The organism is Methanobacteriaceae archaeon, from assembly GCA_013403005.1.
Taxonomy (GTDB): Archaea; Methanobacteriota; Methanobacteria; order Methanobacteriales; family Methanobacteriaceae; genus Methanobacterium.
In genome coordinates, this window is the sequence record JACBOA010000015.1 from 50,231 (window position 1) to 63,462 (window position 13,232).

Annotated in this window: 12 protein-coding genes and 1 pseudogene; 6 read left to right on the plus strand and 7 right to left on the minus strand. The window is 37.3% G+C overall.

The genetic code is table 11. The features are described from left to right. Positions 1-39: 39 nt before the first annotated feature. The 5 genes from HVN35_09595 to HVN35_09615 all read right to left on the minus strand — a co-directional run bounded on the left by HVN35_09595 (position 40) and on the right by HVN35_09615 (position 4,602). Positions 40-711, minus strand: coding sequence for a hypothetical protein (locus HVN35_09595; protein NYB52795.1), 672 nt, complete (start codon positions 709-711; stop codon positions 40-42). Between the two features lie 13 nt (positions 712-724). Continuing rightward, the gene (locus HVN35_09600) at positions 725-1,018 is read right to left on the minus strand and encodes a hypothetical protein (GenBank protein ID NYB52796.1); all 294 of its coding nucleotides are present in this window, start codon (positions 1,016-1,018) and stop codon (positions 725-727) included. Between the two features lie 342 nt (positions 1,019-1,360). Next, on the minus strand, positions 1,361-3,610 hold the full coding sequence (locus tag HVN35_09605) for a DUF1616 domain-containing protein (GenBank protein NYB52797.1): 2,250 nt from the start codon (positions 3,608-3,610) through the stop codon (positions 1,361-1,363). Between the two features lie 198 nt (positions 3,611-3,808). After that, a complete protein-coding gene (locus tag HVN35_09610; GenBank protein NYB52798.1) occupies positions 3,809-4,228 on the minus strand; it encodes a DUF86 domain-containing protein in 420 nt (139 codons plus the stop codon). Further along, the gene (locus tag HVN35_09615; protein NYB52799.1) at positions 4,225-4,602 is read right to left on the minus strand and encodes a nucleotidyltransferase domain-containing protein; all 378 of its coding nucleotides are present in this window, start codon (positions 4,600-4,602) and stop codon (positions 4,225-4,227) included. Before HVN35_09615 ends, HVN35_09610 begins: the two co-directional genes overlap by 4 nt. A 110-nt stretch (positions 4,603-4,712) precedes the next feature. On the opposite strand from HVN35_09615, the gene HVN35_09620 reads away from it, so the two are divergent. The 3 genes from HVN35_09620 (at position 4,713) to HVN35_09630 (ending at position 7,959) form a co-directional block, all read left to right on the plus strand. Next, complete coding sequence (locus HVN35_09620; protein ID NYB52800.1) at positions 4,713-5,408, plus strand: hypothetical protein; 696 nt, start codon at positions 4,713-4,715, stop codon at positions 5,406-5,408. 550 nt (positions 5,409-5,958) lie between these two features. Then, complete coding sequence (locus HVN35_09625; protein NYB52801.1) at positions 5,959-6,621, plus strand: plasmid pRiA4b ORF-3 family protein; 663 nt, start codon at positions 5,959-5,961, stop codon at positions 6,619-6,621. A gap of 450 nt (positions 6,622-7,071) precedes the next feature. Then, entirely contained in the window at positions 7,072-7,959 is an 888-nt protein-coding gene (locus tag HVN35_09630) for a hypothetical protein (protein NYB52802.1), read from the plus strand. Positions 7,960-8,138: 179 nt separating this feature from the next. On the opposite strand, the pseudogene HVN35_09635 reads toward HVN35_09630, so the two are convergent. Both HVN35_09635 and HVN35_09640 read right to left on the minus strand, forming a co-directional pair. Next, a pseudogene (locus tag HVN35_09635) lies at positions 8,139-8,328 on the minus strand (type II toxin-antitoxin system HicA family toxin). Then, positions 8,328-8,549 carry a type II toxin-antitoxin system HicB family antitoxin gene (locus HVN35_09640; GenBank protein ID NYB52803.1) on the minus strand — a complete coding sequence of 74 codons (222 nt, stop codon included), beginning with the start codon at positions 8,547-8,549 and terminating at the stop codon, positions 8,328-8,330. The pseudogene HVN35_09635 and the gene HVN35_09640 overlap by 1 nt, the downstream one beginning before the upstream one ends. A gap of 687 nt (positions 8,550-9,236) precedes the next feature. Between HVN35_09640 and HVN35_09645 the strand changes: the two genes are divergently transcribed. The 3 genes from HVN35_09645 (at position 9,237) to asnB (ending at position 12,959) form a co-directional block, all read left to right on the plus strand. Further along, positions 9,237-10,121, plus strand: a complete 885-nt coding sequence (locus HVN35_09645) for a hypothetical protein (GenBank protein ID NYB52804.1) — start codon at positions 9,237-9,239, stop codon at positions 10,119-10,121. Between the two features lie 429 nt (positions 10,122-10,550). Then, positions 10,551-10,838, plus strand: a complete 288-nt coding sequence (locus HVN35_09650; GenBank protein ID NYB52805.1) for a PqqD family protein — start codon at positions 10,551-10,553, stop codon at positions 10,836-10,838. Between the two features lie 234 nt (positions 10,839-11,072). Beyond that, positions 11,073-12,959 (plus strand): asparagine synthase (glutamine-hydrolyzing), encoded by a 1,887-nt coding sequence (gene asnB, locus HVN35_09655; protein ID NYB52806.1) that lies wholly within the window; start codon positions 11,073-11,075, stop codon positions 12,957-12,959. The last annotated feature ends 273 nt before the right edge of the window (positions 12,960-13,232 follow it).

Below are 13,232 nucleotides of genomic sequence, written 5' to 3' on the forward strand. Positions count from 1 at the left end.
AACAAAAAATAAGGGAAAATAAAAAAAGGGTTTTTATTTTTAGACGATGGCTGCAATTAACCGGCACAGTTCAGGGGGTCTGGTGACTATGATGGTTACAGTTCCATCTGCATTTACAATTAGTACCTCTTCTTCGAAGACTGGTTCCTGGTCTGCAGTGTCGTATGGTGTGATTTTTGCCAGTTCCTCAGGGGTTGTTGCGATGAATACTGTTGTATCGTTGATGTTTGCTGGTAACTGATAGATGGGTACTGGGCTGAAGTTGATATTAGTTGAATTGTCTTTAGGTCCTGGGTTTAAGGTATTGGACCATCCCTGTAGTGTGAGGTTAATGGTTCCATTAGTACCTACACCGTTAGTGTTGTTAAAGAGTCCTTTCCAGGATTGGATGCGTATTGTGGTTCCAGCGGGTAATGGTTCGTTGCCGTATCCCAGTATCTGGGATAAATCAATGGTGGCAGTTCCGTTAGGTTTGATAAAGGTTTCTGCATATATGGTCCTGTTTGTACCATTTTTAGCAGTACCATTGGCAACCAGTTCTACTTGTAACCAAGTAGTTCCATTGTTTGTTAGCGATAATTTGGTACTCTTTTCGTTAATAGCATTGACATTGGAGTTACTAGTAGTATTGGTATTGTTGGAACATCCGGATACAGCCACAACCACTATGACTACTGCCAGGATGGACAATAATCCTAAATTTTTTCTCATTTTAGACCACTCCCTAGAGTATGGTAACAACTTTGTAGGTTACAACTGCACCGAATACAAAAAGTAGTGGCAGTATAGCAACGTTAGAGCTGTTAATAAAGGTGTTTATTTTATTATTTTTGTGAGCCTCGGAGCTTAAAATCTCCTTCAGGGCCAAAAACGCGATAAGTGCCACCACAGCAATTAAACTGTAGCCTAAAATATCCGCTGAAGTCACCGCGGTTGTCACGGTGGTGGCAGCAGTAGCAGATGTGGCTGCAGTGGTGGTGGTTGTAGTAGTGGTGGTTGTGGTTACTGTTGATATCATGATTAAACCTTCTTTTTCTTCTATTATATATTTTTTTCCTTTTTGGGCAATATAATCCTTTAATCACAATTGGTGTATTTATGTGGTTCTAGTACACATTATTTGCATTTATACAGTGAGTATTATTTTTTTAGTTGTAAATAAGCTTTACGAAATGATTTTTTGGTGAAAAATATCAAGAGTATTTTAAAGCCATTAGAAGGAGCTAGAATATTTTATTTCTTATAAGAGCATTCCATCTCCTAATTCCGGTGTCATATTTTTCTTTAGCAGAGTATTATGTTGAACTTGTCACTTCACTAGAAATTTAATCTAATGGGATTTATCATTCCATCAGATTTTCTATTTAACATTCAACCACAAGTGCAGTGAACGGTACACTGTTTCGTTGTCTGGTAATTTGTACAGTAAGAATTCCATCTTCTTCTGACCAGAAGTTCCTGCAGTGAAGGTGTATGGTATTTCCACCTTTTCTCCGTTGGACAGGGTTAAATTTTCTTGTTTAAGTGTGCTGTTATTTACCTTTACCACCAGTTTATAATCAGTGGTGGCATATTCATGGTTCACCACACCAATGATAACAGTGCCGTTTTGTCCGGTGGTGAGGTTGGTGGGATAGTTACTGGCTGTTCCATTGGGTCCTAAGATGTAGAATTCCGTGAACTTCTCACCCTCTTTGGGTTTTACAATAATGTAAACTGTGGTGGCAATGGCCAGGATAATGCTGATGATGAGTATAATGGATAAAATTCTTTCTATTTTTGATTCTCCCTGGAATGATTCTTTCATTCCCTTCATAAACTCACTGAAAGGCACACTGAACCTTTCTTCGTCAGTTAGTTTCTTCCTTCGCAGGAATGCTACCAGGCACATGGACAGGGTGAAAATGGTGAGGCTGATGAGGATGGGGTCCAGGCGTATTCCCCAGGGCGTGTAGTTAAGTGCCAGACCAATAAGGGGTGTTACAGCGATGCTCAAACCGAAACTCAAAGCCGCCCTTTCAATACCATCAAGATCATCCCTTTTAGGGAAAAGAGCAGCTATTAATGCGTAACCGGGAATAAACAGAACCAGTAAGATTCCAAGGATAGTTCTGATGAAGGTTTGATTCAAGGGTGGTATAAGTACAAAAGCTGCAGTTAGAATGGTTATGGCAACAACCAGTAAAAGGTCCGTGAAGGGATAACGAGGTTTAACCCAGTCAACAGGAGTTTTCTCGCCAAGAGATTCACCATCTTCATCCCTTTTAGTATCAACAGTTTTAACCACATGACCAATACCTTCTAGAAGAGTATCTTTCTTTTTGCTTTCTTCACTCTCCTGCACAAGTTTTTCATGCGATTTTTCAGCTTTCTCTGCTTTGTGTAAATCTTCCGGGGTGGTGAATTCTTTCTCTTCAGCAGTAATCTCTTGGGTTTCAGGTTCTTCTTCTAATTCATCTTCTCCTTTTGTTGCTCTCCATTTACGCAGGAAAGCCCCAGCCACCAGCACCACTGATGCGACTAGCATCACCCCCACCATATAATTGGGGAGGGAGGGTAATAGATGCATTAAAAAAGCCAGGAAAGAGAGAGTGAAGAGGACCAGCGCTACAATAACACTGGCTAGTATCAGATCCCTTGAACTTGCCCGGGATTTATCCGGGAATATGATGGTAAGGGCAGCATAACCCAAAATGAATAGCAGTAATATGAAAAATACTACTGAAGTGGCAGTGGTTTTCAGTGGATTGAAGCAGAGGAATAAGAGTGAAACTCCGCTTAAAAACAGGATTATTAGAAGATCCCAGTATTTAAAACCAGATTTTTCCTCTGCAGGTTCATCCCACCATACAGGGGTGTCCATTTCCTTCTCATAATCCGAGGTGGTAACATCAGTTTTAACTGGCCTTTCTACCCTTAAGGGGAAATTTTTAATTTCCTCTTTGTCTTTAATTCTCTCATACTGGAGGGGCTTCTGTTTTTTTATTTCTTCCTTCCAGGATTCATAATCCAGTTCATCTGGCTCTTCTTCAGGTAAATAATCAGTACCTTCTTTTTGAAGATCCGGAGTTTCCTCTTCCAGAAATTCTTCTTCACCCAGCTCATCAGGTTGGATTGGGGGTTCTTCAGGTGGATAGGTTTCCAGATCCTCATATTCCTGTTCTTCACGGGCCTGCCGGCGCATGTATGCTGCTCTTTCAATGGATTCTTCCAGGGTAAGCTGATAATCCATCTCAGAAGGTTCTTCTTCTGATTCCCTCCCCGAGCGACGGGCCATGGCCAGTAATGACAGTAGGATGGCTATAATGAAGATTAAATTATTCAGATTGCTTTCAACTGATTTCAGACTCAGTGAATTAAGTATTAGGGGTAAGAATAGCAGGAAAAAAAGTCCCAGCACGAAACCTATGCCGGTGCGTAAGTCCCAGCCCATTCTCTCATCAGTGGGCCAGATAGCTGTTATGATGGCATAGCCTGGTAAGAAAAGTATCAGGATAGTGGTGATGAAGGTTAAGGTGTAACCCTTGAATAACTGCAGCCAGGTCAGTATAAGAACCACGAGGCTGAGGATGATAACCAGTAGAAGGTCTTTCTGTGATGAGAGTTTCATAATCAGTGTTGGGAGGAGGAGGTATAAATACTTGTAATCAGTGTTGGGAGGAGGGTTATAAATACATAAATTGTAATAGAAATGGGGCTGTTAAAAAGTTTAGGAGTTTACAATAGAAATCGCTGTAATCTTTGAAATAGGGGGGGAGTCGTAATCTAAAAAAATATGGTACGGTTAAATTAATGCTTTGATTTTTAGTTATTTTCTACTTAAAAAATCTTCAATTTGGCTTGTGAACTCTTGAAAGTCGTCCAGATGTTCATGGAGAGTTAAAAATGCGATTTCATCATCCAAACTACCGTAACGATGTACAACTATGTTACGGAATCCTTTCATTATCTTGAGTTTTTCACCAAGATCAATACTCAGGATTCTGGATTTCATCAGATTGTCTATAATATCTTTTTCATCTTGAGGTATTCCACTGGATAATTCAGAGTTGATAATGGAGCATATGTCCCAAACATTTTCTATGGAAAATTCAATCCTTTTATAAATACCATCTTTAACCAGTCCTAAGTCCTGGAACTCTTCTAAAGTATCAGGTAAATTTGATTGTACCATAATTACGCTTTCATGGATTTCTTTGATTTTATTGCGAATAATATCTCGCCTCATGTGATGAATTCCTCCCCAATGTAATGGTAATAATGCCTCTTAAAATCCTCGAATTCTTTAATGGTCTGGCAGGCCACATCATGCAGGAAATGATTGTCCTGGGAGTAGAGCAGTTCACCCTTCAAAACATCCTTCCGGATATATAAAGGGAGTTGCTGGTAAATCTGCAGATCTATTTCATCACTTAAAATTTCAGAAAGAGTTTCCAATCGAAAGCGAGAAGCATCTAACCGGCTGCCCTCATAATAAACACATAGATCGATATCAGAGTCTTCTCTATCTTTCCCCTGGGCTACAGAACCATAGAGAATGATGAATTTTACTTTATCAAAATCTTTTCTTTCTTTTATAATCTGCAGGACTTTGTTGATCATATCTTTTTTATGTGGCAAAAAAATCACAAGAATTGTATATGTTACTATGAATAATAAGTTTTTATGGTATCATTTTTATTCATAAATCGAAAATTTATAGGTGTCATAATATGGCAGATAACTCACCGTCAATAAAGGAATGGAAAGAACTTTACCAGAAAGCAACCGAATTCAAGAAACTCAAACCATGGGAATGGATGTGGGATGAGCAGATATTCGCAGTTAAAAACCCGGAAACTGGTGAAACAGCCTACTGCACTGTTATGGGCAGGATGCAATCTTTCTATGGCATGGCAGCCTACCTGGGCCCTGAAGGCTTGGAAAACTATTGTGATATACAATCTGGTAGAATTACCCCAGATGACCCTGATGCTTTTTTTCAGCAGAGAGTGCTGGTGGTTTCATTTGAAGACCGTGATGATATTGAGGATGAAGATTACCAGATCATACGTAAACTGGGATTGAGATTCAGGGGTAAGAATCAATGGCCCCTCTTTAGAAGTTTCCGCCCCCATTACATGCCCTGGTACCTGGATGGTGATGAAGCCAGATTTCTAACCCTGATACTGGAGCAGGCCATAATTGTTGGCCAAGGCATTAAAGAAGACCCAGAACTCCTCACCCCACCAGTTTTGGGGAAAATTTTCACCAGAATCCCTGACCACAAAGGTGAGTGGAAGGACAGCTGGACAGATCCCACGGATGATGAGGGGTGCGTAAGTGAGAGTAATGATGAGGAAGAATCTATTTCTAAGGTTAATATGGGAGAGGTATCCCTTCCAGATAAAGTTACAGATGAAACTTAAGAAAATGAAAAAGCAGGGCACCTGGGAAGTTGATTTATTTTATTATCCCGAGGCAGTTCAGGAGGGATCAGATGAAAGACCCTACTTCCCGGCAGTCATCACCTGGGCTGACCATGAAAGAGGTGATTCCCTGGAGGTGGAACTGGCAGAACCCAGCCAGTGGAAATCTCTCTTCCTGGAAACCTTCCACCAGGCAGTCACCAAAACCCAGCACCTGCCACAGACCATACTCTACGAAAATGAAGAATTGTTCCCCCTACTGGAAATCACCACCAAAATGGGTGTAAAACTGGATGAAGTGTATGAACTGGAAGTTTTAGGACAGGTTAAGCAGGGCATAATGGACTCTGCTGGTGAGAATAATCCAGTTCTCGAGGCTATGGAACTTTTCATACCAGAGGAATCCCTTGAAAAACTGCTTGAACTAATTGAAGAAGATGAAAATATAGCAACACTGATACAAAAAGGAGACCCAGACGCACTACTAGAAAATGAGAAAATACAGGCTTTTTTGAAGGAGGAACTTGCCCTAAGGGGATATTCTCAGGATATGGATTCTCTCAATCAAAACAGTGTACCCAGTTCCACCAGGAGCAGGGGTGAAAGAAAACCTAAAAAAGATAAGACTCAGCAGACCTTTTTCCAAACAGATGCAGGCACCGAATTGTCTAAAGTAGGAAAATCCATTTATCAGTTTAGAATTGATCTGGAGGGGATAAGACCACCTATCTGGAGGAGGATACTGGTTCCCGGGGACAGTACCCTGAAGGATCTGCATAAGGCCATCCAGGATGTTATGGGCTGGGAGGATTACCACTTGCACGAGTTCCAGCTTCCCGACCCATTCAGTGGGAATAGGATCTCACTGGACAATTCTCAAGAGGATAATGAGTTAATCGAAGACTGGTTCGACCTGGAAAATCCCAGGGGAAGGTACATCTACGACTTCGGAGATTACTGGGAGCATATAATAAAACTGGAGAAGATCCAAAGCCTGGATGAGGGTGCTGCTTATCCTCAGTGTACTGGGGGTAAAAGGGCCTCTCCACCTGAAGACTGCGGAGGTGTGGGGGGATATCAGGAGATGCTGGAAATCCTGAAAGACCCTGAACATGAAGAATATGAGGAGACAGTGGAATGGTTGGGAGATAACTTTGATCCAGAAGAATTCAACCCGGAAGCTGTTGTTTTCAGAGGTCTTGGCGATTCATAATTAATACGGTTGTATTTTCCAAATATTCGGACCATCACAGAAATATTTAAAGACTTAGAACACCTAAAATCTTCAAAGAAGAATTATTACAAAATAATAGAAAATCCATCATTCAAAGCTTTGGTTAGAAAAATAAATCAACTCCTACATGCAATGAGTTACTTAAAAATTTATATACAGAAACTATTTCGGAAAATTTTATTTAATCCCGGAGGCATATTTAGTTCTATGAATCTCCAGGATAACTAATGGCGATTCTTGTGAATTCACTAATAAAGTTCTCCAAAAGTACCGGGATAAAGTCGATGTTATCTTATTATTAAGAGAAAAGCTGAATTAATATTTAAGATGCTCTAAACTTTTTATTAAGAATTAAGAAGACCATTACTCATTAATTTTGAATATTAAGTCTTTAAGTCTAAGTTAATTTTGGAGGAAATAGTAAGAATTATGTACTTTTATAAAGCATTCGGACTGGAAATTGCATCAGAAATCGAACTACCGGGAATGGTAGAAGGTTCAGGTTATCCAGACGTTAGGATAGTTCTGGGAGAAGCGGACCCCTCCCAGGTAACCCATGCGGATGTTAAAGGGACCAACTACTTGGTTGCAGGTAGTGATGTGTATTTGTGGTGGGAGGACATTGGAAAAGTCAAAATCAGCGGGGGGAACCGTGTAACTGTGGAGCCAGTTGCTGAACTCGATGATGGTGATGAGATTAATGTGATTCCTTTTTTATTAGGACCGGTTATGGCCTTGATGTTACATCAGCGGGGATTTCTGGTATTGCATGGCAGTGCAGTTAAGGTGGATGGAGGAGCAGTGGCCTTTCTGGGTCACAGGGGTAATGGTAAGTCCACCACAGCTATTCATTTATATGTTGATGGTTACCCCCTAGTGGCTGATGATATCCTGGCCATAAAATTTATAGATGGGAAAGCAGTGGTTTATCCTGGATATCCCCATGTTCGTTTATCAGAAGATTCCTACAATCAGGTTAAAGATAACACGGACATCATAACGCCTATAAGGACCATTGTGGGGAAGGTTTTCTGTGATGCTTCCTACGGGTTTTCCCAGGAACCAGTTACATTAAAGAGGATATACTTAATAGAAAAGGGAGCTAAGACTGAAGTATCTCGTTTGAAGTCTCAGGAAAACCTGATTGATCTCATCAGACACTCCACTGCCAACCGGATCTTCCAGCAAACCACCCAGAAGGAGAACCTAATCCTGTGCGCCCAGCTTATAAATAGTGTTAAAGTATGCCGGCTGGAGATCTCCCATTCTTTTGAAGAGATTGAAGAGCTTTTAAGGGTGATTGAAAAGGATATTTAAATCGTAAAAAAATGGGACTTCAAATTTTACCAATTTTTTACTACTTTTTTTGGATGAAGACTGGTTTTATGTGTTACCTAAAAAAATTTCGGGATAAATATTTTATCCAAATAACCTTATTTAAAACAATTTTTGACATCACTTTAGCTAACTTTTTATAAAGACATGATATGATTGGATTATTCTGGAAATGGAACTTCTAGATCTTTGCAAATCTTTCTTGCAAGTGCATCAACAATCTCAACATGTCTGGGAACTGTGGATGTCTTCTGGTTAGAGGGATTAATAGTAAACTGTGTGTTTTCCACCTTCTCGAAGAAATTCACAACCACAATCATCCAAATGACGAATTAATTTGCGTCTTTTCATCAAATATCAACTTTTATATTTTCACGAATAAATTCCTTCCCTTCCAATCCTTTCTCAGTAATTTCTCGATTAGATAATAAAATCAATTCAATGGCCTCACAGAGGTTCTCTCGCACCTCCTCAAGTGTCTCTCCCTGGGTATTTGCACCGGGAAGTTCTTCAACATATCCTATATAACAATTGTTGACCTTCTCAAATATGGCGGTGAATGTAGTTTTCATCTGAAACATCTCCCACAATTTATATTTTTATTAATATTTTAATGCACATAAATTTATTTGAAAACCTTTTCTTTCATACTAAAGATATCTTATCCCTAATTTTAGCCTATTTTCCAGAATATGACAAGTTTTTTAAACAGAGGCACTTAGATAGATTCCTGCGTATATATCAGGGGAGGATATTTCTTTATATTCTCTTGGGGTTATTTTAGTGCCAATTGTTTTAGATTGTTGAATTTCCTTCTCCTTTGCATGAGTCATGATGGGTTTTATATAGTCTACAAAATATAAACATAATATTAATTATTTTATATTTAGTAATATAAATAGTTAGGGTTCTCTCAGTAATGTCTAGAGAAACACTTTTTTTACCATATGTTTTCCTGGAGCATTCTTTTGTTCCAAATTGTTGATGAAATCTCAAAAAAATGCATATCAAATTCAGTTTATTTTAGTTTGTTTTTAAAATAAACTTATTTATTATTTAATAATCATTATTTAATTGATATAAACATTTTTTATAAGATTTAGATTGATTAGGGAGGTAAAACTAGTATTTTTGTGACAATTTTCACATTACTTTGTGACACTATTCACTAAAATCTTTTTAAATATTATCTGATTGTGAAAAGAGGGTATGTATTAGAGAATGATTTTCATGAGAAAAATTGAGGAAGGTGAGAAAAAATGAACATGACCAGAAATCTGCAAATGAAACTTACATTCATTGTGCTCACCCTCCTGGTGGCGTTGATGGTGAGTGGAGCAGTATCAGCCGGTCTAGAGCCACAAGGGGGAGACTACCTCAGTGCATATGTGGTTGAAAATGGCTATTCATTCACCGGACCCACCTCCATTGATGATGCAGTTAATAATTATGAAACCATGGATGGATATCATGTTCAAATTGATAGTGGAGTCCATGAAGAACAAATTCGTGTCAATAAAAACCTTAACATTAATGGTCTAGGGGCCAACCCCCAGGACAATGTAATCAAATCCAGCAGTGAATCTGCAACCGTTTCCATAGGTGGTGTGAGTGTGGTTCTGGAAAACCTCGCCATATGGAACTATGGTACTGGTGAAGCCATTGTTAACAATGGCCTTCTGACCATAATTAACTGCTTTGTAAACGGAAATTACATAGAATACCAGGTAACAGGTTCCTTACCCGACCCAGAACCAGAAGAACCACCAGAAGAAGATATTAATGAACCCCTGCTGGATGAAAGTCCTGAAGAACCCACTCTAGAAGAAATCCCTGAAGAGTCCACTCAAGAATCTGCTCTAGAATCTGTTCTATTCACTGAAGAAGTAACTGAAGAAGTTTCAACCGAAGAAGTATCTGGGGAAACTGAGACAGTAAATGAGGAAAGTGTGGGTGCAGGAGAAACTGATGAATCAACCAATGATTCTACCGATGTTGATTTAACCAATGCAACTAATGGATCTGGTGCAGAACAAGGTGAAAGTCCCGTATCAAATGACCCTGGAATACCTTTAGCATCCCTGGCATCCGGAATGTTAATGCTTATGGGTGGAACAGTCGTATCCGGTAAGAAACATCACTAAACAGTAGAAAACCTTTTTTTTTTAAACCTCTATTTTTTTTTATTTTTCCTTTTTCCTTTTATTCATTTTTATTTTCCATTTCTATTTCGATTTTTATTTGCAGTTCATTTACAATTTCCCTAAAATCCCTAAATAATTTTTTACTATCATCTTTTCATTAATCATCATCTGCCAAGTCATTTTTTTTAAAGAAATACGAACCTCATCCTTAATCCATCATGGTCATAAGATTTATTTAAGATGTTGAGTAAAAATATTTTAAAGTTTAAGGGTTATCAGACAACTTATTATGGAATGAAAACTTCACATAAATTTAAAACTTGTCTAAAACTTTCATTGGAAGTTATTATGAGTTTATTATGAGTTAATTTATTATATGGTCAACTTATTGAAGAAAAAAATCATTTTTTATTAGGGAGAGATGAATTTATGGAATTATCAGGTTCTACCATTGTAACCGTGAGCAAGGATTATGTTTACTGTAATGTGGAAGATGAAATAGTTCTTCTGGGAATGGAAGACGGGATTTACTATGGATTGAATCCTGTGGGAGCCTTTATCTGGGAGCAGATCAAGGAACCAAAAACTATCAATGAAGTTAGAGATGCAATTCTAGCTGAATATGATGTGGAAAAGGAAGAATGCGAACAGGATTTATTTGATTTACTCCACGAGCTTGCAGGAAAGGGTATGATCATAATTAATGATGAGGATTGATTTTTTTTTTTAATAGTTTAATGGAGTAAATGTTCAGCCAACGACTTAATGCAGGCTTGAATTAAAGGGGTTAGAATTAAATTAAACCGATTCATGTAAATAGATTAGTTTAAGTCCATAATTATAGATTTAAATATTATTGGATGAATATTTTATGAATCTATGTATCTGTGCTTGAATTGTTCTTAATTAATATCCTTTGTAATATTATATATTTTAAACAGTGGGACTTTTATGAGTGGAATAACTGGAATCTTTCGAAGGGATGGTAAGGATGTAGATCCTGCCGATATAAAGAAAATGAATGATAAAATATCACACCGCGGACCAGACGGATCCCGAATATGGTGCGAGGGCCCAGTGGCTTTCGGCCACCAGATGCTCCACACAACCCCTGAATCCCTCCATGAAATCCTGCCCTTTGAAGATGAGGAATCTGGACTGGTCATAACTGCTGATGCCAGGATAGACAACCGTAAAGAGCTCGCACCTAAATTAGGAATTGAAGATAATGAGTATGTTTCTGATAGTTATTTCATTCTAAAGGCCTATGAGAAGTGGGGTGAAAAGTGCCCTGAGGAGCTTTTAGGGGATTTTGCTTTTGCTATTTGGGATAAGAATAGGGAAACTTTGTTCTGTGCTAGGGATCATATGGGGGTTAAGCCTTTTTATTATCATTTATCTAATGATTATTTTTTATTCGCAAGTGAGATCAAATCTCTTTTATACTATGGAGAGGACTTAAATCTGGAATTAAATGAAATAAAAGTAGCTTATCATTTAATACCAATTAGTACTGATAGAAAATTAACTTTCTACAATAATATATTTCGACTACCAGCTTCTAACTGTTTGTATATTGAGTTTCATAACTATGAGTTGAAGAAATACTGGGAATTGGATCCTAACTTAAGAATATTTTTTGATACTGACGAAGATTATTATTTGAAATTTCGTGAAATTTTTGAAAAAGCAATTAAATGTCGTTTAAGAACTATTCATCCTATTGGATTTGAGTTAAGTGGGGGAATAGATTCATCATCTGTTGTTGTAATGGCAAAAAAGATTTTATCAAAAACTCATACAGATATTCTAACTTTTTCCCTAATTTTTAATGAAATCAAGCAAACTGACGAAAGTTATTATATCAAAAAAATTGTTGATAAATATGGATTCAAACCTTTTTATTTGGTAGGAGATTCAATCAGTCCTTTTGATGGGGCTGATGAAATATTATTTTATCAGGATGAACCTCTTGAAACACCTAACATGGCCATGATTTGGAAACTATATAAAAAAATGAGTGATAAAGGTGTTAAGGTTGTTATAGGTGGGCATGATGGTGATTGTCTCCTCTATAAAGGTGAAAATTATTTATTTGAATTATTTGTTCGATTTAAATGGTTTAAGTTAATCGATGAAATTAAGATTAAATCAAATGGGGGAATTGTTGAGTTTTTTAAATTATTTGTGGCTGAAGTATTGTTTAAGTTAGTTCCTGAATTTCACGATATATGGCTTCATTTTAAAGGTATTAGGCGGGAAAAAGACTTTGTTAACATTAATAAAGATTTTGTTCAAAAATTTGATTTAAAGAATTTGTATAAACAAATGGAATTATATCCATTAAGAGCTGCAAATAATTCTAGAAGAATCCATTATTATTATCTAACACTTGCAACTCATCAACAAATTTTTGAAATGATGGATAAATTTGCAGCACCTCATTCAATTGAACCTCGTCATCCTATGATGGATAAACGCTTAGTTGAATTTTGTTTTGCAGTTCCCACCCATATAAAATACGACAATGGATGGGGTCGACTGTTAGTTCGATATGGGCTTAGCGATCTCCTTCCAAATGAAGTTCAATGGCGTAGAGGTAAAATTAATTTTTTCCATGTATTTGAAAGGAATTTGTTATTATTTGAACGAGATTGTTTGAATGATTTGATATATAAGAATAAGTTGATACGAAAATATGTTGATTGTAAAGAATTACCTAAGATTTATAGAAGATATATTGAAGGTGTTGAGGGTGCAGATTCGATTGATATTTGGAAAATCGCAATTCTTTCCTTTTGGTTGGAAAGTTCTTTTAACCATTTAAAAGAAAATTGAGAAAGAATAAAAATAAAAAATTACAGAAAAAAAATCCATTGATGGTTCAATATTAAGAAGAACCATATTTTCGTGCATAATCTCCTGAACCATCTTGTCCGGCTAGAGTAACTTCTTTTAAATTCCCGTGGTATTTTAAAACAGGTTTTGAGTATTTTGACTTGACCTTCTGGGGCATATTTGAACTCCTTCTATCATATTTTCTTTTTTTTTTGGTTTATAAATTTTCGTAAAAATCTCCAAAAAAAGAAAATTAAAATATGTGAACAATCC